At 76.8% G+C, this 24,438-nt stretch carries 4 protein-coding genes and 1 pseudogene; all 5 read right to left on the bottom strand.

Annotation, left to right across the window (positions count from 1 at the left end):
- Positions 1 to 89 precede the first annotated feature (89 nt).
- The 5 genes and pseudogenes from IH25_RS42860 to IH25_RS0122550 all read right to left on the bottom strand — a co-directional run bounded on the left by IH25_RS42860 (position 90) and on the right by IH25_RS0122550 (position 24,373).
- Positions 90 to 10,494, bottom strand: a pseudogene (locus IH25_RS42860) (SDR family NAD(P)-dependent oxidoreductase).
- Positions 10,495 to 10,615: 121 nt separating this feature from the next.
- Positions 10,616 to 21,325: a type I polyketide synthase gene (locus IH25_RS0122565; RefSeq protein WP_030613419.1), complete on the bottom strand. Its 10,710-nt coding sequence runs from the start codon at positions 21,323 to 21,325 to the stop codon at positions 10,616 to 10,618.
- 92 nt (positions 21,326 to 21,417) lie between these two features.
- Positions 21,418 to 22,698 (bottom strand): methylaspartate mutase, encoded by a 1,281-nt coding sequence (locus tag IH25_RS0122560; protein ID WP_030613417.1) that lies wholly within the window; start codon positions 22,696 to 22,698, stop codon positions 21,418 to 21,420.
- On the bottom strand, positions 22,695 to 23,147 hold the full coding sequence (locus IH25_RS0122555) for a cobalamin B12-binding domain-containing protein (RefSeq protein WP_030613415.1): 453 nt from the start codon (positions 23,145 to 23,147) through the stop codon (positions 22,695 to 22,697). The genes IH25_RS0122560 and IH25_RS0122555 overlap by 4 nt, the downstream gene beginning before the upstream one ends.
- Positions 23,147 to 24,373: a type III PLP-dependent enzyme domain-containing protein gene (locus tag IH25_RS0122550; RefSeq protein ID WP_030613413.1), complete on the bottom strand. Its 1,227-nt coding sequence runs from the start codon at positions 24,371 to 24,373 to the stop codon at positions 23,147 to 23,149. Before IH25_RS0122550 ends, IH25_RS0122555 begins: the two co-directional genes overlap by 1 nt.
- Positions 24,374 to 24,438: the final 65 nt, after the last annotated feature.

Genomic DNA, 24,438 nt, shown 5'->3' with positions numbered 1-24,438 from the left:
CGGCTCCGCCCCGCCTGCGCCGGAGCGGAGACCGGCACGCGGCCCCGCCGGAAGGACACCGGTGGGGCCGCGTGCCACCCGCCCTGCGGTCAGCTGAAGCTGCCCAGTTCGTCGTCCAGGATGCCGAACAGCTCGTCGGCCGTGGCCGTCTCCAGCCCCGTCCCGCCGGTCTGCCCGGTGCCGTCGTCCCGCCACTCCCCGGTGCCGTCCCAGCGGGCGCTGAGGCTGCGCAGCCGGGCGGCCACCCGGGCGCGCTGCTCCTCGTCCAGCGCGGGCGACTCCAGCGCGCTCCCCAACAGCTCCTCCAGGCGTACCACTTCGGCCTCGAGGTCGGCCGGACCGGCGGTGCTGCCGACGCCCAGCTCCGCCGACAGGTGCCGGGCGAGGGCGTCGGAGGTCGGGTAGTCGAAGGTGAGGGTGGTGGACAGCCGCAGACCGGTGTCCGCGCCGAGCCGGTTGCGCAGTTCCAGCGCGGCCAGCGAGTCCACGCCCAGGTCGCCCAGGGGGCGCTGGGGGTCGACGGCGCCGGCGGAGCCGTGTCCGAGGACGTCGGCGACGTGTCCGCACACCGTCTCCACCAGCAGGTTCAGGGCGTCGGCGGCGCCGAGGCGGGCCAGCCGGTCCGGCAGCGCCTCGGTGGTGGCGGGCGCGGGGACGGCCGCCGGGCGGGCGGTGCGCCGTACGGCCGCGGGGGCGAGGCCCCGTACCAGGGCGGGGGCGTCCTCGGTGACCTGCACGCGAACCGGCAGCAGCAGGGCCCGGTCGGCGGCGGGGATTCCCTCGGTGGCCGGCGCGTCCCCTGCCGTCGGCGTGCCGTCGGTGGTCAGCGCGCGGTCGAACAGGGCCAGTGCCCGGTCGGCGGGCAGCGGGAGGATGCCGTCGCGGGCCAGGCGGCGCAGCTCGGTCTCGCCGAGCCCGGCCGCCATGCCCTCCCCCGTGTCCCACAGCCCCCAGCCCAGCGAGAGGGCGGGCAGCCCCTCGGCGCGCCGCCGCGCGGCCAGGGCGTCCAGGAAGGCGTTCGCGGCGGCGTAGTTGGCCTGGCCCGCCGCGCCCAGGGTGCCGGCGGCGGAGGAGAACAGCACGAACGCGGCGAGGCCGAGGCCGCGGGTCAGCTCGTGCAGGTGCCAGGCGGCGTCCGCCTTGGGCCGCATGACCTCCTCCACCCGCTCGGGGGTGAGGTCGGTGACCAGGCCGTCGTCCAGGACGCCCGCGGCGTGCACCACGGCGGTCAGCGGGTGCTCATTCGGCACGGACGCCAGCAGACCGGCGAGCGCGCCGCGGTCGGTCACGTCGCAGGCGGCCACGGTCACGGTCGCGCCCAGGGCGGCCAGGTCGTCCAGGGCACCGGGCTCGGGCAGCCGCCCGCCGCGGCCGGCCAGCAGCAGGTGCCGCACCCCGTGCCGGGTGACCAGGTGCCGGGCCAGCAGCCGTCCGAGGCTGCCGGTACCGCCGGTGATCAGGACGGTTCCGGCCGGGTCCAGGGCGCTCTCCCGGGCGGGTCCCGCCGGGGCCGGAGCGGACGGGCGAGCGGTTTCCTCCGGCTCCGGGTCCGTGACGCGGGTCAGCTCCGGGGCGTACACCGTGCCGGCGCGCAGGGCGAGTTCGGGGGCGCCGGTGGCGACGGCGGCCGCGAGGGCGGTGGCCGAGGCGGGGTCGCCGTCGGTGTCGGCCAGCACGAACCGGCCGGGGTGCTCGACCGCCGCCGACCGCACCATGCCCCAGATCACGGCCTGCGCCGGATCGGGCGTGTCGTCGGCGTGGACGGCGACGGCCGACCGGGTCAGCACCACCAGCGGCGCGTCCTCCGCTGTCTCGGCGAGGTGCCGGCGCAGCGCGGCGAGGGTGCGTACGGCACTCTCGCGGGCCACGACGGGCGGCTCGGCACCCGGGCCGGGGTCCGCGGAGACGGTGAGGGTGCGGGGCTCGGGCGCCACGTCTGCGCCGGGGACGGGCAGTTCGGTCCACCGGACGCGGAACAGGTCGCCGGGCTCGGGCGCGGCCGCGTGCAGCCGGCCGGCGGTCACCTCACGGATGCGCAAGGAGGCCACCTCGGCCACCGGCGCGCCCGTGCCGTCGTACAGGGCGAGGGTCATGTGGTCGGTGCCGTGCGGGGTCAGCCGCAGCCGGACGGCCGTGGCACCGGTCGCGTACAGGGTGACGCCCTCCCAGGAGAAGGGCAGGGTGAGCACGGTCGGGTCCTGGCCGTCGAGCAGGTCGATGGCGTGCAGGGTGGAGTCGAGCAGCGCCGGGTGCAGGGCGAAGCCGTCGGCCGCGGCGGGCTCGGGCAGGGCGAGTTCGGCCCAGACCTCCTCGCCGAGCCGCCACGCGCCGCGCAGGCAGCGGAACAGCGGGCCGTAGGCGTAGCCCTGCGCGGCCAGGTGGTCGTAAGTGCCGGTGACGTCCACGGGTACGGCGCCCGCGGGCGGCCAGTCGGTGGCGGCGGCCGGCTCCGGCGCCGTGCGCGGGGCGAGGACGCCGGCGGCGTGCCGGGTCCAGGCGCCGTCGGCGCCCTCCGGGCGGGCGTGCACGGTGAGCCGTCGGCGCCCGTCGGCGTCGGGGGCCGCCGCGGACACCTGGAGGTGGACGGCGCCGTGCCCGGGCAGGACCAGCGGGCGTTCCAGGGTGAGCTCCGCCAGGTGCGGGCAGCCGGTACGGTCGCCGGCCTGGACGGCCAGTTCGACGAAGGCGCTGCCCGGGACGAGGACCACGCCCGCCACGGCGTGGTCGGCGAGCCAGGGGTGGGTGTCCAGGGAGAGGCGGCCGGTCAGCGTCACGCGGTCGTCGTCGGCCAGCTCCAGGGCCGCGCCGAGCATCGGGTGCCCGGCCGGGGCCTGGCCGAGGCCGCCCGCGTCGGTGACCGCGCCGGGCTCGTCGTCCAGCCACAGCCGCCGCCGCTGGAAGGCGTAGGTGGGCAGGTCGGTGCGGCGGGCGCCGGTGCCGGCGAACACGCTCGGCCAGTCGACGGGGACCCCGCGGACATGGGCGGTGCCGAGCAGGGCGGCGTAGGTCCGCTCCTCGTCCCGGTCGCGGCGCAGCGCCGGGACGAACGCCGTCCCCTCGGCATCGGCGAGGGCGGGCTCGCCCAGGGCGGACAGCACGGCGTCCGGGCCGAGTTCGAGGAAGGTGCGCACCCCGTCGGCCGCCAGCGCGCGGACGGCGTCGCCGAAGCGGACCGTCTCGCGGACGTGCCGCACCCAGTAGCCGGGGTCGCACACCTCGTCCTCGCCCGCGCGGGCTCCGGTCAGGTTGGAGACGAGGGGGATCGCGGGCGGCGCGTACCGCAGTTCCCGGGCCGTCTTCTCGAACTCCGCGAGCATCGGGTCCATCAGTGGGGAGTGGAAGGCGTGGCTGACGCGCAGCCGCTTGGTGCGGCGGCCGGGGAAGGCGGCGGCGACCGCGGCCACGGCGGCCTCGGTGCCGGAGACGACGACGGCGCGGGGTCCGTTGACGGCGGCGACGGACACCTCCGGGCCGAGGTGGGGCAGCACCTCCTCCTCGGTGGCGTCGACGGCGAGCATCGCGCCTCCGGCGGGCAGCGCCTGCATCAGCCGGCCGCGCGCGGCGACCAGCCGCGCGGCGTCCGCCAGGTCCCAGACCCCGGCAACGTGCGCGGCCGTCAGTTCGCCGATGGAGTGTCCGGCCAGCAGGTCCGGGCGGACGCCGTGGGACTCCAGCAGCCGGTACAGCGCGGTCTCCACGGCGAACAGGGCGCTCTGGGTGTAGAGCGTGTGGTCGAGCAGGCCGGCGTCGTCGGTGCCGGGCTCGGCCCACATCACGTCCCGCAGCGGGCGGTCGAGGTGGGCGTCGAGCGCTTGGCAGACCTCGTCGAGCGCGTCCCGGAAGGCGGGGTGGGCGGCGTACAGGCCGCGGCCCATGCCCGGGCGCTGGGCGCCCTGGCCGGTGAAGAGGACGGCCGTCCGGCCGGCGGCGGGCCGGCCGCGGACCACGGCCTCGGAGGCGGTGCCGTCGGCCAGCGCGGTGAGCGCGGCGAGGAGTTCGTCCTCGTCGCGGGCGACGACGGCGGCCCGGTGGGTGAGGGCGGCGCGGTCCGTGGCCAGGGAGCGGGCGAGGTCGGGCAGCGGCCGGCCGGCGACCGCGCGCAGGCGGGCGGCCTGGGCGGCCAGCGCCTCGGGGGTGGCGCCGGAGACGACGAGCGGCAGCAGCGGGGCCGAGGCCGCTTCCGGTGCGGGCTGCTCGGCGGGGGCCTCCTCGATGATGGCGTGGACGTTGGTGCCGCTGATGCCGAAGGAGGAAACGCCGGCCCGGCGCGGCCGGTCCGTGGCCGGCCAGTCCCGTTCCTCGGTCAGCAGCCGTACGTTCCCCGCCTCCCAGTCGACCTGGGTCGACGGCTGGTCCACGTGCAGGGTCCTGGGCAGCACGCCGTGCCGCATCGCCATCACCATCTTGATGACAGGTGAGGCGGGCGGCGGCCAGCGCCTGCCGGATCACCCGCTGCTGGGAAGGCCCGTTCGGCGCGGTCAGCCCGTTGGAGGCACCGTCCTGGTTCACGGCCGAGCCGCGCAGGACGGCCAGCACCGGATGCCCGTTGCGCCGGGCGTCGCTCAGCCGCTCCAGGACCAGCATGCCGGCGCCCTCGGACAGGGCCGTGCCGTCCGCCGCGTCGGCGAAGGACTTGGCGTGACCGTCGGCGGCGAGGTTGCGCTGCCTGCTGAAGTCCACGAACGTGTCGACGGTCGACATCACCGACACCCCGCCGGCCAGCGCCAGCGCGCACTCGCCCTGCCGCAGCGCCTGCGCGGCCAGGTGCAGCGCCACCAGGGACGACGAGCACGCCGTGTCGACGGTGAGCGTCGGGCCCTCCAGGCCGAGGGCGTAGGCGACCCGGCCGGAGGCGACGCTGCCCAGGCTGCCGTTGCCGAGGTGGTCGCGCACGGCTTCGGGGACGCGGCGCAGCCGGCTGCCGTAGTCGTGGTACATGACGCCCGCGAACACGCCGGTGCGGCTGCCGCGCACGGAGTGCGGGTCGATGCCGGCCCGTTCCAGCGCCTCCCAGGACGTCTCCAGCAGCAGCCGCTGCTGCGGGTCCATGGCCAGCGCCTCGCGCGGGCCGATGCCGAAGAAGTCGGGGTCGAAGTCGGCGGCGTCGTACAGGAATCCGCCGAACCGGGTGGAGGAGTGACCGGCCTTGCCGGGCTCCGGGTCGTACAGGCCGTCCAGGTCCCAGCCGCGGTCGGCGGGGAAGGCGCCGATGCCGTCGCCGCCGTCGGCCAGCAGCCGCCACAGCTCCTCGGGGGTGGCGACACCGCCGGGGTAGCGGCAGGCCATGGCGACGATCGCGACCGGCTCGTCCGCGCCGTCAGGCTCGCGCACGGCGATGTCGGCGGTGGCCTCGTCCTGCGCGCCGAACAGTTCCGTCCTGAGGTGGGCGACGAGCGCGCCGGCGTCCGGGTAGTCGAAGACCAGGGTGGCGGGCAGGCGCAGGCCGACCGCGGCGCCCAAACGGTTGCGCAGTTCCACCGCGGTCAGCGAGTCGAAGCCGGACTCGCGGAAGGAGCGGCGCGGGTCCAGCGTCATGTCGCTGCCGTGGCCGAGTACGGCGGCGACATGGGTGCGGACCAGCTCCATGAGGGCCGCGTCGCGTTCGGCGGGGCCGAGGGCGGCGAGCCGGCCGGCGAGCGGGGCGGAGTCCGCGCGGGTGGCGGCGGTGCGGCGGGCGCGGGCGGGCACCAGGCCGCGCAGCACGGCCGGGAGCTCCGTGGCCCGGCGCAGCACGGCCAGGTCCAGGCCGACCGGGAGCAGCAGCGGCTCGGTGGCGCCCAGGGCGGCGTCGAGCAGGCCGAGGCCCTCCTCGGTGGTCAGCGGGCGGACGCCGGCCCGGGCCATGCGGGCCACGTCGGCGTCGGTGAGGTGGGCGGTCAGGCCGGTGCGCTGCGCCCAGAAGCCCCAGGCCAGCGAGTGCGCGGGCAGTCCCTGGTGGCGGCGGTGGGCGGCCAGCGCGTCGAGGAAGGCGTTGGCGGCGGCGTAGCCGGACTGGCCGGCGCCGTCGACGGTGCCGGCGGCGGAGGAGAACAGCACGAACGCGGCGAGGCCGAGGTCGCGGGTCAGCTCGTGCAGGTGCCAGGCGGCGTCCGCCTTGGGCCGCAGTACGGCGGCCAGGCGCTCGCCGGTCTGGTCGGTCAGCAGGCCGTCGTCCAGAACGCCGGCGAGGTGGACGACGGCGGTCAGCGGGCGGTGCTGCGGTATCCCGTCGAGGAGCCGCGCCAGTTGCTCGCGGTCGGCGGCGTCGCAGCGGGCCACGGTGATCTCCGCGTCCAGGCCGGCGAAGTCGTCGGCGGCGGTGCCGCCGCGGCCGGCCAGCACCAGGTGGCGGACGCCGTGCTCGGCGACCAGGTGCCGGGCGACCAGGGCGCCGAGCACACCGGTGCCGCCGGTGATCAGCACGGTGCCCTCCGGGTCGAGGGCCGGTGCCGGTCCGCTCGGGGTGGCGCGGGCGAGCCGGGGCACCCGCACGGTGCCGTCACGCAGGGCGAGTTGGGGTTCTCCGGTGGCCGCGGCCACGGCCACGGCGGTGTCCGGGTCCTCGCCGTCCACGAGGACGAACCGCCCCGGATGCTCTCCCTGGGCCGCCCGGACCAGCCCCCACACGGCGGCGCCCGCCAGGTCGGTGACGTCCTCCTCCCCCGTGGCCACGGCGCCCCGGGTGAGGACCAGCAGCCGGGCGGAGGCGGTGCGCTCGTCGGCCAGCCAGTCCTGTACGGCCCTCAGCGCGCGCTCGGCCGCCCGGTGCACGCCGGTGCCCGGGCCGTCGCCGCCGGCGGGCAGCACCACCCAGGCGGGTACGGTCTCCAGCGCGGCCGGGCCCCGTTCGTCCAGGACGGCGTACTCGGGCGCGGGCGCCTCGGGGGCGGGCAGGGCCGGCCAGTCCAGCCGGTACAGGGCGTCGGTGCGGGCGGCGGAGGTGAGCGCGGCCGGGTCGACGGGCCGGGAGACCAGGGCCTCGACCTCGGCGACCGGGGCGCCCGTGGGGTCGGCCAGCCGCACGGACAGCGTCTCGTCGCCGTGCAGCCGGACCCGCAGGGCGGTGGCGCCCGCCGCGTACAGCGAGACGCCGGTCCAGGAGAACGGCAGCAGGGTGGTGTCCCGGCCGTCGGCGGTGAGTCCGCCGGCGTGCAGCGCGGCGTCGAAGAGGGCCGGGTGCAGGGCGAACGCGTCGGCGTCGACGGGGAGTTCGACCTCGGCGAAGGTCTCGTCGCCGCGCCGCCACAGGGCGCGCAGTCCCTGGAAGGCGGGCCCGTAGTCGTAGCCGAGGGCGGCGAGGCGGTCGTAGGCGTCCTCGGCCGGTACGGGCTGCGCGCCCGGGGGCGGCCAGGCCGTGAGGTCGAAGGCGGGCGCCGCGGCCTGGGGGGCGAGCAGGCCGGTGGCGTGCCGGGTCCAGGCGGTGTCGTCGGCGCCCTCGGGGCGGGAGTGGACGGTCAGCGCGCGGTGCCCGGTGTCGTCGGCGGGGGCCACGTGCAGCTGGAGCTGGACGGCGCCCCGCTCGGGCAGGGTCAGCGGTGCCTGGAGGGTGAGGTCGGCCAGGTGCGCGCAGCCGAGCTGGTGGCCCGCGCCGAGGGCGAGTTCGACCAGGGCGGTGCCGGGCAGCAGGGGGGTGCCGGAGACGGCGTGGTCGGCGAGCCAGGGGGTGGTCGCGGTGGCGAGCCGGCCGGTGAACACGGTGCCGCCCCCGGCGACGGGCACGGCGGCGCCGAGCAGGGGGTGGCCGGTGCTCTGGAGTCCGGCGGCGGTGACGTCGCCGCCGCCGGCGGACCGGCCGAGCCAGTACCGCTCGCGCTGGAAGGCGTAGGTCGGCAGGTCGGCGGGGCGGACCGGCAGGCCGTCGAAGACGGGCGTCCAGTCCACCGGGATGCCGGCGACGAAGGCCTCGCCGAGGGCGGTCAGCAGGCGCTCGGCGCCGCCGTCGTCGCGGTGCAGGGAGCCGAGGGCGGTGATGTGGGCGTCGGCGGTGTCGGCGGTCTCCTCGACGCTGTGCAGCAGCACCGGGTGCGGGCTGCACTCCACGAACACCCCGTACCCGGCGTCGAGCAGGGTCCGGGTGGCGGGCTCGAACAGCACGGTCTGCCGCAGGTTGGTGTACCAGTAGCCGGCGTCCAGGCCGGTGGTGTCGAGGCGGGCGCCGGTGACGGTGGAGTAGAACGGCACCTCGGCGGGCCGGGGCCGGATGTCCGCGAGGTCGCTGAGCAGCCGCTGTCGGATCGATTCGACGTGCGCGGAGTGGGAGGCGTAGTCCACGGGGAGCCGTTTGGCGCGGTGGCCGTCGGCCACGATGGTCTCACGGAGTGCGTCCAGGGCGTCGGCGTCGCCGGACAGCACCACGGAGGAGGCGCCGTTGACGGCGGCCACCGAGACCCGGCCGTCGTAGGGGGCGAGGAGGTCGCGTACGCGGGCCTCGGGCAGGGCCACCGACATCATGCCGCCGCGGCCGGAGAGTTCCCGGGCGATGGCCTGGCTGCGCAGGGCCACGACGCGGGCGCCGTCGGCGAGGGAGAGGGCGCCGGCCACGCAGGCGGCGGCGATCTCGCCCTGGGAGTGGCCGACGACGGCGGCGGGCCGGACCCCGTGGGCGCGCCACACCTCGGCCAGGGACACCATGACGGCCCACAGCACGGGCTGGACGACGTCCACGCGCTCCAGGGGCTCCCGGGACCGTACGGTCTCGATCAGGTCCCAGTCGGTGACGGGGGCGAGGGCCGTGGCGCAGTCGGCCATGCGCGCGGCGAACACCGGTGAGGTGTCGAGGAGGTCGGCGGCCATGCCGGCCCACTGGGAGCCCTGGCCGGGGAAGACGAAGGCGATGCGGGACTCCCCCGCCGGCCGGCCGCGCACCACGTTCGGCGCGGTGTCGTCGCCCTCGGCGAGGGCGGTCAGCGCGGCGGTGAGGGCGGCGGGGCCGGTGGCGGTGACGACGGCCCGTTCGTCCAGTGCGGCGCGCCCGGTGGCGAGGGTGTGCGCGATGTCGGGGACGGGGTCGGTGGCGGTGGCGAGGTGGTCGAGGAGACGGCGGGCCTGGGCGGCCAGGCCCTGGGGGCCGTTGCCGGAGAGCACCAGCGGGAGCGGGCCGGTCCAGGCGGGGTCCGCGGCGCGGGGCTCGGTCGCGGGGGCGGCCTCGACGATGACGTGGGCGTTGGTGCCGCTGATGCCGAAGGAGGAGACGGCGGCGCGGCGGGGCTCGCCGTCGGCGGGCCAGTCCCGGGCCTCGCGGAGCAGTTCGACGGCGCCGGCCTCCCAGTCGACCTGGGTGGTGGGGTGGTCGGCGTGCAGGGTCCTGGGCAGCCGGCCGTGCCGCATGGCCATCACCATCTTGATGACGCCGGCGACCCCGGCGGCGGCCTGGGTGTGCCCGATGTTGGACTTGACGGAGCCCAGCCAGAGCGGTTCGGCGCGGTCCTGGCCGTAGGTGGCGAGCAGGGCCTGGGCCTCGATGGGGTCGCCGAGCGGGGTGCCGGTGCCGTGCGCCTCGACGGCGTGCACCTGGTGGGGTTCCAGGCGGGCGTTGGCGAGGGCGGCGCGGATGACGCGCTGCTGGGAGGGGCCGTTGGGGGCGGTGAGGCCGTTGGAGGCGCCGTCCTGGTTGACGGCGGAGCCGCGTACGACGGCCAGCACGCGGTGGCCGTTGCGGCGGGCGTCGGAGAGCCGTTCCAGCAGGAGCAGTCCGGCGCCCTCGCCCCAGCCGGTGCCGTCGGCGCCGTCGGCGAAGGACTTGCAGCGGCCGTCGAGGGCGAGGCCGCGCTGGCGGGAGAAGTCGATGAAGGTGTCCGGGGTGGACATCACGGTCACGCCGCCGGCCAGGGCGAGGGTGCACTCGCCGGTGCGCAGGGCCTGTACGGCGAGGTGGAGGGCGACCAGGGAGGAGGAGCAGGCGGTGTCGACGGTGACGGCGGGCCCTTCCAGGCCGAGGAGGTAGGAGACGCGGCCGGAGGCGACGCTGCCGAGGTTGCCGTTGCCGAGGTAGCCCTCGACGCCCTCCGGGACCTCGGTGAGCCAGCTGCCGTAGTCGTGGTACATGACGCCGGCGTAGATGCCGGTGCGGCTGCCCTTGAGGCTGTGCGGGTCGATGCCGGCGCGTTCGAAGGCCTCCCAGGCGGTCTCCAGCAGCAGCCGCTGCTGGGGGTCCATGGCGAGGGCCTCGCGCGGGCTGATGCCGAAGAATCCGGGGTCGAACCGGGCCGCGTCGTACAGGAATCCGCCTTCGCGGACGTGGGTGCGGCCGGGGGCGTCCGGGTCGGGGTCGTAGATCGCCTCGACGTCCCAGCCCCGGTCGTCGGGGAAGTCGCCGACGGCGTCCGTGCCCGCGTCGACCAGCTGCCACAGCTGCTCGGGGGTCTGGACGCCGCCGGGGTAGCGGCAGCTCATGGCGACGATCGCCACGGGCTCGTGCGCGGCCTCGGTGATCTGGTCGTTCTGCCGGCGCAGCCGCTCGTTCTCCAGCAGCGACTCGCGCAGCGCCTCGACGATCTGCTCGACGGATGTGTCCACGGTCGGTGTCGCTCCCTGATGGCTCGGCGGCGCTGGTGACGCGGTGCGGGTGCGCCGGTACGGGTGCCCGGTACGGGTGGCCCGGTGCCGGACGCGGCGCGTCGTCCGGCACCGGGGGCGGTCACTGGGGGCTGGTGCGGTCGAGGGCGGCGCGCACCAGGTCGGCGACGGCCATGGTCCTGATGTCCGCGGCCGGTTCGGCGGGTGCGGGCGCGGGTGCCGCGGCGGGCTCGGACAGCTTCAGCAGGCTGTCGAGCAGACCGGCGGCGCGGAGGCGTGCGACGGGGATGCGGGAGATCAGGGCGCGCACCTCGTCGTCGTCGCCGGACGCGGCCGGCTCGGGCTCCGGCCGCAGCCGCTGAAGGAGATGGCCGGCCAGGGCGGCCGGGGTGGCGTAGTCGAAGATGAGGGTGGAGGGCAGCCGCAGTCCGCTGGCCGTGCCCAGGCGGTTGCGCAGTTCCACGGCGGCGAGCGAGTCGAAGCCCAGTTCGGTGAAGGCGCGGCGGGGTTCGACGGCGGCGGGCCCGGGGTGGCCGAGGACGGCGGCGACCTCGGTGCGGACCGCTTCCAGCACGGTGTGTTCGTGGTCGGCGGCGGGCAGTTCGGCCAGGCGTTCGCCCAGGGTGCGGGCGTGGCCGGCGCGGTCCGGGCGGGCGGTGACGCCGGCCAGGGTGCGCAGCACGGCGGGCACGTCACCGGCGCGGCGGCGCAGGGCGGCGGTGTCCAGCCGTACCGGGACCAGGGCGGGGGCGCCCGCGGCCACGGCGGCGTCGAACAGCTCCAGTGCCTCGTCCGGGTCGAGCGCGCCGATGCCGGTGCGTTCGATGCGCTGGACGTCGGCCCGGTCGAGGGCGGCGCCCATGCCGCCGCCGGACCACAGGCCCCAGGCGAGGGAGGTGGCGGGCAGGCCGAGGGCGGCGCGGTGGGCGGCGAGGGCGTCCAGGAAGGCGTTGGCGGCGGCGTAGTTGCCCTGGCCGGAGGCGTCGAGGGTGCCGGCGGCCGAGGAGAACAGCACGAAGTGGGCGAGTTCCCGGTCCCGGGTCAGTTCGTGCAGGTGCCAGGCGGCGTCCGCCTTGGGCCGCAGGACGGTGTCCAGCCGGGCCGGGGTCAGCGAGCCGATGAGGGCGTCGTCCAGGACGCCGGCGGTGTGCACGACGCTGTCGACGGGGTGCGCGGTGAGCAGGGCGGCGAGCGCGCTGCGGTCGGCCGCGTCGCAGGCGACGATGTCGGCTTCGGCGCCGAGGCCCGCGAGGTCGGCGCGCAGTGCGGCGGCGCCGGGCGCCTCGGGTCCGCGGCGGCTGGTCAGCACCAGGCGGGTGACGCCGTGCCGGGCGGCCAGGTGGCGGGCGACCAGGGCGCCGAGACCGCCGGTGCCGCCGGTGACGAGGACGGTGCCCCACGGGCGGGCGGTGTCCTCGGTGTCGTCGGCGCGGACCAGCCGGGGCGCGTGCGCGGTGCCGTCGCGCCAGTGGACCTCGGGTTCCCCGGAGTCGAGGAGGGCGGCGAGCGCGGCCCGGTCGGGTACGGGTCCGTCGGGCGCGGTCCGGGTGACGAGCAGGATCCGGCCGGGGTCCTCGGCCTGCGCGGCCCGCACCAGTCCGTGCACCGCCGCGTCGGCGAGTGAGCCGCCGGTGAGGACCACGAGTACCGAACCGGCGTACCGGTCGTCGCCGGTCCAGGCCTGGAGGATTGCCAGGGTGCGGCCGAGCGTGCCGCGCACGGTGCCGGGCAGGTCCGCGGTGCCGGGTGCGGTAGTGGGCCAGATCACCACGTCGGGCGGGGTGGCGCCGAGGGCGTCCAGGCCGGGGTGGACCGGGGCGCCGAGGCCGAGGTCGTCGTCGCCGAGGACCGCCCAGCTACGGCGGTCGGGGCGTCCGGCGGTCTCGGGCAGGGGGGTGTCGGTGACGGTGTAGAGGTGGCGGCGGCGCCGGGTGAGCCGGTCGGCGGCGTAGGGCCGGGTGACGTAGGAGGCGACGGTGGCCAGGGGCCGGCCGTCGGTGTCGGCCAGCTCGATGCGGGTGCCGTCGGGGCCGGGGGTGACCCGGACCCGGGCGGTGAGGGACGCCTGGGCGTGCGCGGTGACCGAGGTCCAGGCGAAGGGCAGGGCGATGCCGTCGGACGGCCCGTCGGGCGCCGGATCGCCGTCGAGCAGGGAGGTGACGTGCAGGGCGGAGTCCAGCAGCGCGGGGTGCAGGACGTGCCGGGCGGCGTCCTGGGCCGCCTGGGCGGGCAGTTCGAGGTCGGCGAGCAGGGTGTCCCCGTCCCGCCAGGCGGCCCGGACGCCCTGGAAGACGGGGCCGTAGTCGTAGCCCTCGCTGTGCAGGCGCGGGTAGAGGCCGTCGACGTCGAGCGGGGTGACCCCGGGCGGCGGCCAGGCGCCGGACGCGTACCCGGGTGCGGGTGCGGCACCGGCGTCGGTGAGGGTGCCGGTGGCGTGGTGGGTCCAGCCCTCGTCGGCGGGGGCCTGTTCGGCGCGGGAGTGGATGTCCACGGTGCCGTCGGCGCGGGCGGCGACCTGGAGGCGTACGGCGGTGTCCCCGGGCAGCGCCAGCGGGGCGTGCAGGGTGAGCTCCTCCAGGACGGGACGGCCGGTCAGGCGTCCGGCGTGCAGGGCGAGGTCGACCAGGGCGGCGCCGGGCACCAGGACGGTGCCGAGGACGGCGTGGTCGGCGAGGGCCGGGTGGGTGGCGGTGGAGATCCGGCCGGTGAGCAGCACCCCGGCGTCGCCGGGCAGGTCCAGGCGGGCGCTGACCAGCGGGTGTCCGGCGGCGGCGAGCCCGTGCCCGGCGGCGTCGCCGGCGGTGACGGCGGGGGTGGGCAGCCAGTACCGGCGGTGCTCGAAGGCGTACGTGGGCAGGTCGACCGGTCGGCCCGCGTACCCCTCGTACAGCACGCCCCAGTCGACGTCGAAGCCCCGGGTGTGGACGGCGGCCAGGGCGGCGAGCAGTCCGGGCAGCGGAGCGGTGTCCTTGCGGGCGGCGGGGACGAAGGCGGTGTCCTCGGCGTCCGGCAGGCAGTCGGGGCCCAGGGCGCTGAGCACGGGCGCGGCACCGAGTTCGAGGAAGGTGCCGGTGCCCTGCGCGGCCAGCGTGGCGACCGCGTCGGCGAACCGTACGGTCTCCCGCACGTGCCGTACCCAGTAGTCGGCGGAGCCGAGGTCGGCGGCGGTGGCCGGGGCGCCGGTGAGGGTGGAGACGATCGGCAGGGCCGGTTCGGCGGCCCGCAGCCCGGCCATGACCTCCCGGAACTCCGCCAGCATGGGGGCCATGCGGGGCGAGTGGAAGGCGTGCGAGACGCGCAGCCGGCGGGCGCCGGGGAAGTGCGCGGCGACCTCGGCGACGGCGTCCTCGTCACCGGAGACGACCACGGCCCGGGGGCCGTTGACGGCGGCGATCGCGCACCGCTCGCCGTCCACCAGCGCGGACACCTCCGCCTCGGACGCCTGGACGGCGGCCATCGCGCCGCCCGCGGGCAGTGCCTGCATGAGCCGGCCGCGGGCGGCGACGGCGGTGACGGCGTCCGGCAGCGACCACACGCCCGCGACGTGCGCGGCGGCGAACTCGCCGACCGAGTGCCCGGCCAGCCGGCCGGGGCGCAGCCCGAAGGACTCCAGCAGCCGGTAGAGGGCGACCTGGGTGGTGAACAGGGCGGCCTGGGTGTAGGCGGTCTGTTCCAGGGTGCCGGGGTCGTCGCCGAGGACGACCTCGGCGAGGGGCCGTTCGAGGTGCTTGTCGAAGAGCGCGGCGATCCGGTCGAAGTGCTCGGCGTAGACGGGGAAGGCGTCGTACCAGTCGCGGCCCATGCCGGGGCGCTGGGCGCCCTGGCCGGAGAACAGGTAGGCCAGGTCGCCGTCGGTGGCGGAGCCGGTGACGAGCAGTCCGGGGGCCTCGGTGCCGTGGGCGAGGGCGCGCAGCGCGGTGGCGGCCTGGTCGTCGCCGGTGGCGAGGACGACGGCGCGGTGGGAATGGGTGGCGCGGGTGGTGGCCAGCGCCCGGCCGAGGTCGGCGGGGGCGGTGCCGGCGCGTTCCAGCAGCCGCCGGGCCTGGCCGCGCAGGGCCTCGGGTGAGCGGGCGGAGACCGGCAGAGCGAGCACCGGCGGGGCGGTGGCGGGGTCCGGCTCGGCCGGCTCGGGTTCGGTGAACTCCTCCAGGATCACATGGGCGTTGGTGCCGCTGATCCCGAAGGAGGACACGCCCGCCCGGCGGGCCCGGCCGGTCTCGGGCCACGGGCGCGGCTCGGTGAGCAGCTCCACGGCGCCGGCACTCCAGTCGACCTGGGTCGAGGGCTTGTCCACGTGCAGGGTCTTCGGCAGGACGCCGTGCCGCATCGCCATCACCATCTTGATGACTCCGGCGACCCCGGCGGCGGCCTGGGTGTGGCCCATGTTCGACTTGACGGAGCCCAGCCACAGCGGCCGCTCGCGGTCCCGGCCGTAGGTGGCGAGCAGGGCCTGCGCCTCGATCGGGTCGCCGAGGGTCGTCCCCGTGCCGTGCGCCTCCACGGCGTCCACGTCGGCCGGGGTGAGCCCGGCGGCGGCGAGCGCGGCGCGGATGACGCGTTGCTGGGAGGGGCCGTTGGGGGCGGTCAGTCCGTTGGAGGCGCCGTCGGAGTTGACGGCGGAGCCGCGCACCAGGGCGAGGACCCGGTGCCCGTGGCGGCGGGCGTCGGAGAGGCGTTCCACGACGAGGACGCCGGCGCCCTCGCCCCAGCCGGTGCCGTCGGCGCCGTCGGCGAAGGACTTGCAGCGGCCGTCGGCGGCCAGTCCGCGCTGCCGGGCGAAGTCCACGAAGGTGTCCGGTGTCGACATGACGGTGACGCCGCCGACGAGGGCGAGGTCGCATTCGCCCTGGCGCAGCGCCTGCGCCGCCAGGTGCAGGGTGACCAGTGAGGAGGAGCAGGCGGTGTCGACGGTGACGGCCGGTCCCTCCAGGCCGAGGGCGTAGGCGACCCGGCCCGAGACGACGCTGCCGAGGCTGCCGTTGCCGAGATAGGCGGCGAGATCCTCGGGGACCTCGGCGAGCCAGGTGCCGTAGTCGTGGTACATGACGCCCGCGAACACGCCGGTGCGGGAGCCGCGCAGCCGGTGCGGGTCGATGGCGGAGCGCTCCAGGGCCTCCCAGGACACCTCCAGCAGGAGCCGCTGCTGGGGGTCCATGGCGGTGGCCTCGCGCGGGCCGATGCCGAAGAACGCGGCGTCGAACTGCGCGGCGTCGTACAGGAAGGCGCCCTCGCGGGTGTAGGTGCGGCCGGGGGTGCCGGGCTCGGGGTCGTAGAGCGCCTCGGTGTCCCAGCCGCGGTCGTCGGGGAAGCCGCCGACCGCGTCGGTGCCGTCGGCGACGAGCCGCCACAGGTCCTCCGGGGAGCGGACCTCGCCGGGGTAGCGGCAGCTCATGCCGACGATGACGACCGGATCGTCCTCCGGGGCGGTGCGGGCGGGAGCGGTGGCGGTCTCCTCGGGGCCGGTGCCGAAGAGGCGGTCGTGGATGTGGCCGGCCAGGGCGCGGGAGGTGGGGTGGTCGAAGACGAGGGTGGCGGGCAGCCGCAGCCCGGTGGCGGTGTTCAGCCGGTTGCGCAGTTCGACGGCGGCGAGCGAGTCGAAGCCGAGGTCGGTGAAGGCCCGTCCGGGGTCGACGGCGGCCGGCCCGTCGTGCCGCAGGACGGCGGCGACCTCGGTGCGTACGAGGTCCAGCAGGGCGCGGTCGCGGTCGGCGGCGGGCAGCGCGGCGAGCCGTCCGTCGGTGGCCGGCGTGGGGGCGGTGCGCGCCGTGGCCCGGCGGGTGACCGGGCGGACCAGGCCGGTCAGCAGCGGCGGGACGCCGTCGGGGCGGCGGCGGACGGCGGCGGCGTCGATCTCCACGGGCAGCAGGTGCGGGGCGCGGGAGCGCACGGCGGCGTCGAACAGTTCCAGGGAGCGGGCGGCGCTCAGTCCGGGCACGCCGTAGGCGGCGATGCGGTCCCGGGCGGTCTCGTCCAGGGCGGCGCCCATGCCGCGGTCGGTGTCCCACAGGCTCCAGCCGAGGGAGGTAGCGGGCAGGCCGAGGGCGGCGCGGTGGGCGGCGAGGGCGTCCAGGTAGGCGTTGGCGGCGGCGTAGTTGCCCTGGCCGGCTCCGTCGAGGACGGCGGCGAGGGAGGAGAACAGCACGAAGCGGGAGAGTTCGCGGTCGCGGGTCAGTTCGTGCAGGTGCCAGGCGCCGAGGGCCTTGGCGTGGAAGACCTCGTCCACCATCGCGTCGGTGAGGGTGTCCACGGTGCCGTCGTGGACGGTGCCCGCCGCGTGGACGACGGAGTCCACCGGGTGCCGCTCCAGCAGGCGGCGCAGGGCCTCGCGGTCGCCGGTGTCGCAGGCGGCGACGGTCACCTCGGCGCCCAGTTCGGTCAGTTCGGCGTGCAGGCCGGGGGCGGTGCCGCGGCGGCCGGCGAGGACCAGGCGGCGTACCCCGTGGGCGGTCACCAGGTGGCGGGCGAGGAGGGCGCCGAGGCCGCCGGTGCCGCCGGTGACGAGCACGGTGCCCCAGTCGGCGGCGGGCGCGTCGCCGGCCGGCCGCGCGGTCAGCCGGGGCACGCTGAACGCGCCGTCGGCCAGGGAGAGTTCGGGTTCGCCGGTGGCGAGGGCGCGGCGCAGGCCGGTCTCGGAGGGCAGCGCCTCGTGCTCGATCAGGACGTAGCGGCCGGGGTTCTCGGCCTGGGCGGAGCGGACCAGGCCGCGGACGGCGGCGTGGGCGGGGCTTCCGGGCGGGGTGACGACGACCAGCCGGGTGGCGGCGAGGCGCTCGTCGGTCTGCCAGGTGCGCAACAGCCCGAGGACGTCGCGGACATGGGCGCGGGCCCGGGTGGCGTCGGCGTCCGCCGGGCCGGGGACGCGGTACACGACGGCGTCCGGCGCGGGCCCCTCCCCCAGCGGTTCGGTGACGTCCGTGAGGACGGCGGTGCGCAGCGGTTCGGTGGTTTCGGGCCGGGGGTACGGCTGCCAGTCCACGGCGTACAGCACGTCCTGGTCCGGTACGGGCCGGGAGGTCAGGGCGTCGACGGCGGCGACCGGGGCGCCGGTGGGGTCGGCGAGGTGCACGGCGATGGTGTCGCCGCCCCGGTGGGTGATGCGTACGCGCAGGGCGGTGGCGCCGGTGGCGTGCAGGGTGACGCCGGTCCAGGCGAACGGCACCAGCACCTCGGGCCGCCGCGGGGCGCCGAGGTCGGCGGCGTGCAGGGCGGCGTCGAGCAGCGCCGGGTGCAGGCCGAACGCGCCGGCGTCGGCGGTGGCGTCCTCGGGCAGGGCGACCTCGGCGTAGACGTCGTCGCCGTGCCGCCAGGCGGCGCGCAGCCCCTGGAAGGCGGGCCCGTAGGCGTAGCCCTGGCCGGCGAGTTCGGTGTAGACGCCGGTGGTGTCCAGCGGCCGGGCGCCCGGCGGCGGCCACTCGGTGGGGGCGGCCGGGGCGGGCGGGGCGGTGGTGGTGAGGACGCCGGTGGCGTGCTGGGTCCAGGGTGCGTCCCGGTCCGCGCGGCTGTGCACGGTGACGGTGCGCCGGCCGGTGGCGTCGGGCTCGCCGACGGCGACCTGTACGGCGACGTCCTCCTCGGGGCGCAGCACCAGCGGGGCGCCGAGGGTCAGTTCCTCCAGGGTGCTCGCGCCCGCGTGGTCGCCCGCGCGCAGGGCGAGTTCCACGAAGGCGGTGCCGGGGAAGAGGATCCGGCCGGCGATGACGTGGTCGGCGAGCCAGGGCTGGGCGCGGGTGGAGACGCGGCCGGTGAGGACGACGCCCTCGGCGCCGACGGCGACCACGGCCGCCAGCAGCGGATGCCCGGCGGGGAGCTGGCCGAGGCCGGTGGCGTCGGTGCCGGTGCGCTGTTCCAGCCAGAAGCGGCGCCGCTGGAAGGGGTAGCCGGGCAGGTCGATGCGGCGTCCGCCGAGGCCGGTGAAGTGCCGCCGCCAGTCGACGGGTACGCCCCGGGCGTGGGCGGCGGCGAGCGCGGTGAGGGCCTCGCGCGGCTCGGGCCGCTCGCGCCGCAGCACCGGCAGGAACGCGGTGCCGGGTACGTCGGTGCAGTCCGGGCCGAGGGCGCAGAGCACGGCGTCCGGGCCGACCTCCAGGAAGGTGCGGGTCCCGGCGTCGGCGAGGGAGCGGACGGCGTCGTGGAAGCGGACCTTGGCGCGGACGTGCTCCACCCAGTACTCGGGGTCGCGCAGTTCGGCGGTGACGGGGCCGCCGGTGACGGTGGAGACGATCGGCAGCCGCGGTTCGGCGTAGTCCAGGACGTGCGCGATCCGGCGGAACTCGGCCAGCATCGGTTCCATCAGCGGCGAGTGAAAGGCGTGGCCGACCCGCAGCCGCTTGCTGTCGTGGCCGCGCGCGGCGAGTTCGGCGGCGATCAGCTCCACGTCGGCCGCGTCTCCGGAGACGACGACGGCGCCGGGCCCGTTGACGGCGGCGATGCCGGTGCGCGCGGTGAGCAGGGGGGTCACCTGGTCCTCGGCGGCCCGTACGGCGAGCATGGCGCCGCCCTCGGGCAGGGCCTGCATGAGCCGGCCGCGGGCGGCGACCAGGATCGTGGCGTCCTGGAGGGTGAGGACGCCCGCGACATGGGCGGCGGCGATCTCGCCGACGGAGTGCCCGGCGAGCTGGTCGGGGGCGAGGCCCCAGCTCTCCAGCAGCCGGTACAGGGCGACTTCCAGGGCGAACAGGGCGGGCTGCGCGTACTCGGTACGGTGCAGCAGTGCGGCCTCGGGGGTGCCGGGCGCGGCGAACAGGATCTCCTTCAGCGGCCGGGCGAGCTGGAGGTCGAAGTGGGCGCAGATGTCGTCCAGGGCGTCGGCGAACACCGGGTGGGCGGCGGCGAGTTCGCGGCCCATGCCGGGGCGCTGGCTGCCCTGCCCGGTGAACAGGAAGGCGAGTTCGCCGTCGGCGCGGGCGGTGGGCGGGGTGGTGCCGGAGGCCAGGTCGTGCAGGGCGGCGCGCAGTTCGGCGCGGTCGGCGGCGACGAGGACGGCCCGGTCGGGCAGCGCGGCCCGGGTGGTGGCCAGCGAGTGGGCGAGGTCGAGGAGGTCCGCCTCGTCGGCGAGGGGCAGCAGGTCGGCGGCGCGGGCGCGCAGGGCGGCCTCGCCCCGGGCGGACAGGGCGAACGGCAGGGGGGTCCCGGCGGGCGGGCCAGACCCCTCGGGCCTGGAAGGGGACTCGGGCTCGGACTCGGTTGCGGGCTCGGGGTGTTCGAGGATGACGTGCGCGTTGGTGCCGCTGACGCCGAACGAGGACACCCCGGCCCGCCGGGCCCGGCCGGTCTCGGGCCAGGGGCGCTGCGCGGTGACGAGTTCCACGGCCCCCGAGGACCAGTCGACGTGCGGGGTGGGCGCGTCGACGTGGAGGGTGGCCGGTACCTGTCCGTGCCGCATGGCGAGGACGGTCTTGATCAGTCCGGCGGCGCCGGCGGCGGCCTGGGTGTGCCCGAGGTTGGACTTGACGGAGCCGAGCAGCAGCGGCGCGCCGGCGGGGCGGTCCTGGCCGTAGGTGGCGAGCAGCGCGGTGGCCTCGATGGGGTCGCCGAGCCGGGTGCCGGTGCCGTGTGCCTCGACCACGTCGACGTCGGCGGCGGTGAGGCCGGCGTCGGCGAGCGCCCGGCGGATCAGCCGCTGCTGGGCGGTACCGCTGGGCGCGGTCAGGCCGTTGGAGGCGCCGTCCTGGTTCACGGCCGAGCCGCGTATCAGGGCCAGCACCCGGTGCCCGTTGCGGCGGGCGTCGGACAGCCGTTCCAGGACGAGCACGCCGACGCCCTCGGCGAACCCGGTGCCGTCCGCGGCGGCGGAGAACGCCTTGCAGCGCCCGTCGGGGGCGAGGCCCCGCTGCCGGCTGAAGGCGGTGAACACCCCGGGGCCGCCCATGACGGCCACGCCCCCGGCGAGCGCGAGCGAGGACTCGCCCTGCCTCAGCGAGCGGCACGCCAGGTGCACCGCGACCAGGGCGGCGGAGCAGGCGGTGTCCACGGTGACCGCCGGGCCCTCGGTGCCGAGCACATAGGCGACACGACCGGAGATGACGCTGTTGGCGTTCCCGGCGAGCAGATAGGCGTCCAGGCCCTCCGGGGCGTCGTGCAGGCGTGGGCCGTACTCCTGGATCTCGGCGCCGAGGAACATCCCGGCCGGGGTGCCGCGCAGCGAGGTGGGGTCGATGCCGGCGTCCTCCAGGGCCTGCCAGGAGGTCTCCAGGACGAGCCGCTGCTGGGGGTCCGTGCCGAGTGCCTCACGCGGGCTGATGCCGAAGAAGTCGGCGTCGAACTCGGTGGCGGTGTCGAGGAATCCGCCGCTGCGCACGTAGGTGCTGCCGGGCACCTCGGGGTCCTCGTGGTAGAGGGCGTCCAGGTCCCAGCCGCGGTCCCGGGGGAAGCCGGTCAGCACCTCGCCGCCGTCGGTGAGCAGCCGCCACAGGTCGGCGGGCGAGGTGATGCCGCCGGGGAAGCGGCAGCCCATGCCGACCACGGCGACCGGTTCGCCGGGGTCCGGGCCACCGGCCGGCTCGTCCGGGGTGTCGGCTGTGCCGTGGACCTCGGCGAGCAGCCGGGCCGCGAGGTCCTGGACGGTCGGGCAGTCGTAGGCGAGGCCGACCGGCAGGTCCAGGCCGGTCAGCGCGGTCAGCCGCCGGTGCAGGTCGACCGCGGCGAGCGAGTCGAGTCCCTGCGCGGCGAGGGGGGCGGCCGCATCGAGCGGGGCCGCCGTGCCCGGCCGGGCCGCCTCGATCGCCTCGGCCACGGCCGTGCGCACCAGGTCGGTCACCAGCGCGCGGTGCCGGGACGGTACGGCCGTGGCGAGCCGTCGTGCCAGAGCTGAGTCGGATCCGGGCCCGTTCATCCACGCATCTCCACTTTCGGCCGACACCGGTTTTCCTCACCTTTTTCCACACCGTAGTGACGGCCCGGGAAAGGCCACACCCTTAACCACCCCTAGGGGTGGGCGGATTCGACGTCCCGGGTGTTCCGGGGGGCGTCTCCGTCGAACGAACGGCGTATGTAGGACAGGGAATCGAGCAGTTCCGTCGCGGTGACGGCGCGGGCCGGGCGTACGTCGGCGATGCCGTGCAGCGGCATCCTGCCGATGTCGGCCCAGGCCAGCCTGCCGTCCGCGGCGATATAACTCCGGCTGAATCCGGCGTTGTCCGGATGCAGACAGTAGGGCACGTCGAGACGTCCCTCGGCGAACGCCGTCAGCAGGGCCGTACCGGGGTCGTCGTCCAGCTCCAGTACGGCGTCGACCAGGGCGGACGCCTCGGCGTAGGTCTGGGTGCCGGTGGCGTCCAGCGGGGCCCGCGGGGTGCGGGCGGCGACCTCGGCCGCGTATTCCAGGGCGGCGACGTTCTCGGCCACCGTGGGAATGCGGCGGGATTCCGCGACGGTTTTCACGATGAGCCGTTCCGAGCCGCTGGCGGCGGCGAGTTCGGCCGCTTTCCCGAGCAGCCGGTAGGCGCCCTGTTCCGTTTCCGGATACAGCCCCATGTAGGCGTAGACGACGACATGCCATTCGGCGTCCGGCAGATGGTGGGCGCACAGGCGGCGCAACGCGGCCACCGCTTCGGCGTCCTGGCCGGGATGGGTCTGCTGGGCGTAACTGACGGAAATGCTGTTGATGCCGTGCCGGTGGAAGAACAGCGCCTCCAGCACGCTCACGGCGACGAGCAGGCTCGGCGGGCACAGCTGGCCGAGGACACAGCCCCCGAAGGTCTCCAGGTGCGGTTCGGCGCCCGACGCGCGGCGGGCGGCGAGCAGTTCGCAGGCGGTGGCCCAGTGGGCGACGGATTCGCGCAGCGGGACCCGGCCGTAGGGCAGGCAGTAGGAGACCGGGCCGCCCTCGGAGGCGTCGAGCCCCACGGCGGTCAGCGCCCGGAAGATGTCCTCGGGCGCGGCGGAGCCGTGCCGGACCTGGACCGGGAAGCCGGGGCCGTGGACCCCGTCGAGGACGGCCGCGGTGGTGGCCGCGTCGTGGCTCACGATCGGGTAGCCGTTGAGGGGCACGTCCTCCAGGACGGCCAGGCGTGCCGACTCCAGGTCGCCGACCCGGGTGTAGCTGTCCAGGGTGATCGTGCCGACGGTGGTCGCCCTGGCGTCCCGGGTGGCGAGCAGCCCGGCCCGCATCCGCCGCGGGCTGCTCATCCCCATCCGGGGCTGCACCACCAGCCGGCCGGCGTCGTGAGCCCGGCGCACGAACGCGCCGAACCCGCCGCCGGTCACACCAGGGCCCGCTGCGGCAGCGCGCCGAGCATCCGCCGGAAGGCGGCGATGCCCTCGGCGCTGTCGTCGAACACCGCGTCGTACCCGGCGGCGCGCAGCGCGGCCGTCTCCTCGCCACCGCAGGGCCCGGCGATGCCGAGCTTGCCGCCGATGACGGCGGGCACCGCGGCGAGGTCCGGGTGTTCGCGCAGCCGGGTGACGGTCCGCATGCCGTCGTGGTAGCCGTGGCCGTTGACGCTGCTGACCACGATGAGCGCGGGGCGGTGCGCGAGGGCCTCGGCGATGAGCAGGTCCTCGGGGACGCAGGGGCCGAGGTTGACCACGCGGTGCCCGTGCTCCTCCAGCAGGAGCTGGAGGTAGACGAGGTTCCAGGTGTGGGAGTCGGAGATGCCGCCGGCCACCAGCACGGGCCGGTCGCCGGGGCCTGGGGCGTTGGGGAGGGGTCTCATCACAGGGCCTGTCCGTGGTCGTAGGTGCGGGTGTGCTCGATGCGGGAGACGGACACGAGGTCGTCGCCGCGTACGACGATCTCGGCGGGCGCGGGCCGGCCGAGGAACATCAGCAGGCTGGCGGTGGGGCCGTAGGCGCCGGCGTTGGGGACGGTGAGCAGGTCGCCCGGGTCGAGCGCGGGCAGCGGGACGCCCCGGCCGAGCAGGTCGCCCGGGGTGCACAGCGGCCCGGCCAGGCTCGCCGGGGTGCCGTCGGCGCCCACGGACTCGTGGGGTTCGACGGACACGGGCAGGATGCGGCCGAGCCCGGACATGCCGCCGAAGGTGTTGATGCCGGCGTCGAGGACGAGGTAGCGGTGGTCGCGGCTGTCCTTGACGTTGACGACGGAGGTGAGCAGGGTGCCGCTGTCGGCGACCAGGTAGCGGCCGGACTCGCAGGCGACCTGGGGGGCGCCCGTGCGCCAGCCGGGGAAGTGCTCGTCCAGCGTGCGGGCGAGGGCGTCGCGCAGTTCCCGGTAGACGGGCCGGGCGCCCTGCACGGCGTAGGGCGCGGCGAAACCGCCGCCGATGTCGAGGAAGCGGAAGGTGACGCCGAGGGCCTGCTGGAGGGCGGCGGCGGTGGCGACGGTGTGCCGGAACTCGGCGATCAGGCTCGCCTCGTCCTTGGCGTTGCTGAGCGGGAAGAAGTGCAGTCCGGCGATGCGGGTGCCGGGGACCTCGCGCAGTTCGGCGGCGAGGCCGGGCAGGGTCTCGCTGTCGAAGCCGAACTGCGAGGGCACGCCGGTCATGCGGATGCCGGTGGCCGCCGCGCCGGTGGCGTTGTTGACGCGGAGCAGGCAGTCGGCGGTGAGGCCGAGCCGCAGCGCGGTCTCGCCGACGCGGCGCAGGTCGCCGGGGGACTCGGTGGAGAACAGCCGGACGCCCCGGGTCAGCGCCTCGGCCAGTTCGGCGGTGGTCTTGCCGGGTCCGGTGTACAGGATCCGGTCGCCGGGGAAACCGGCCCGCAAGGCGGCGTCGAGTTCGCCGACGGAGCTGATCTCTGCGCGGCAGCCGCCGGTGCGCAGCTCGCGCAGCAGCTCGGGGTGGGGGTTGGCCTTGGCGGCGTAGAACACCTCGACCTCGTCGGGCAGCGCGGCGAACAGGTCGTCGCGGGCCGCCGCCACCCGGTCCAGGTCGTAGACGTAGGCGGGGGTGCCGAAACGGCCGGCGAGCTCGGCGGCGCTCACGCGCTGCTCACGTGCGGCGGGGTCGCCGGCGGTCGTCCGGTGGTCGCGTCCGGCCGGCTCCGTGG

The organism is Streptomyces achromogenes subsp. achromogenes (assembly GCF_000720835.1).
GTDB lineage: Bacteria > Actinomycetota > Actinomycetes > Streptomycetales > Streptomycetaceae > Streptomyces > Streptomyces achromogenes.
Note: the sequence above shows the minus strand (reverse complement) of the source record. Positions and strands in the feature narration are given on the sequence as shown.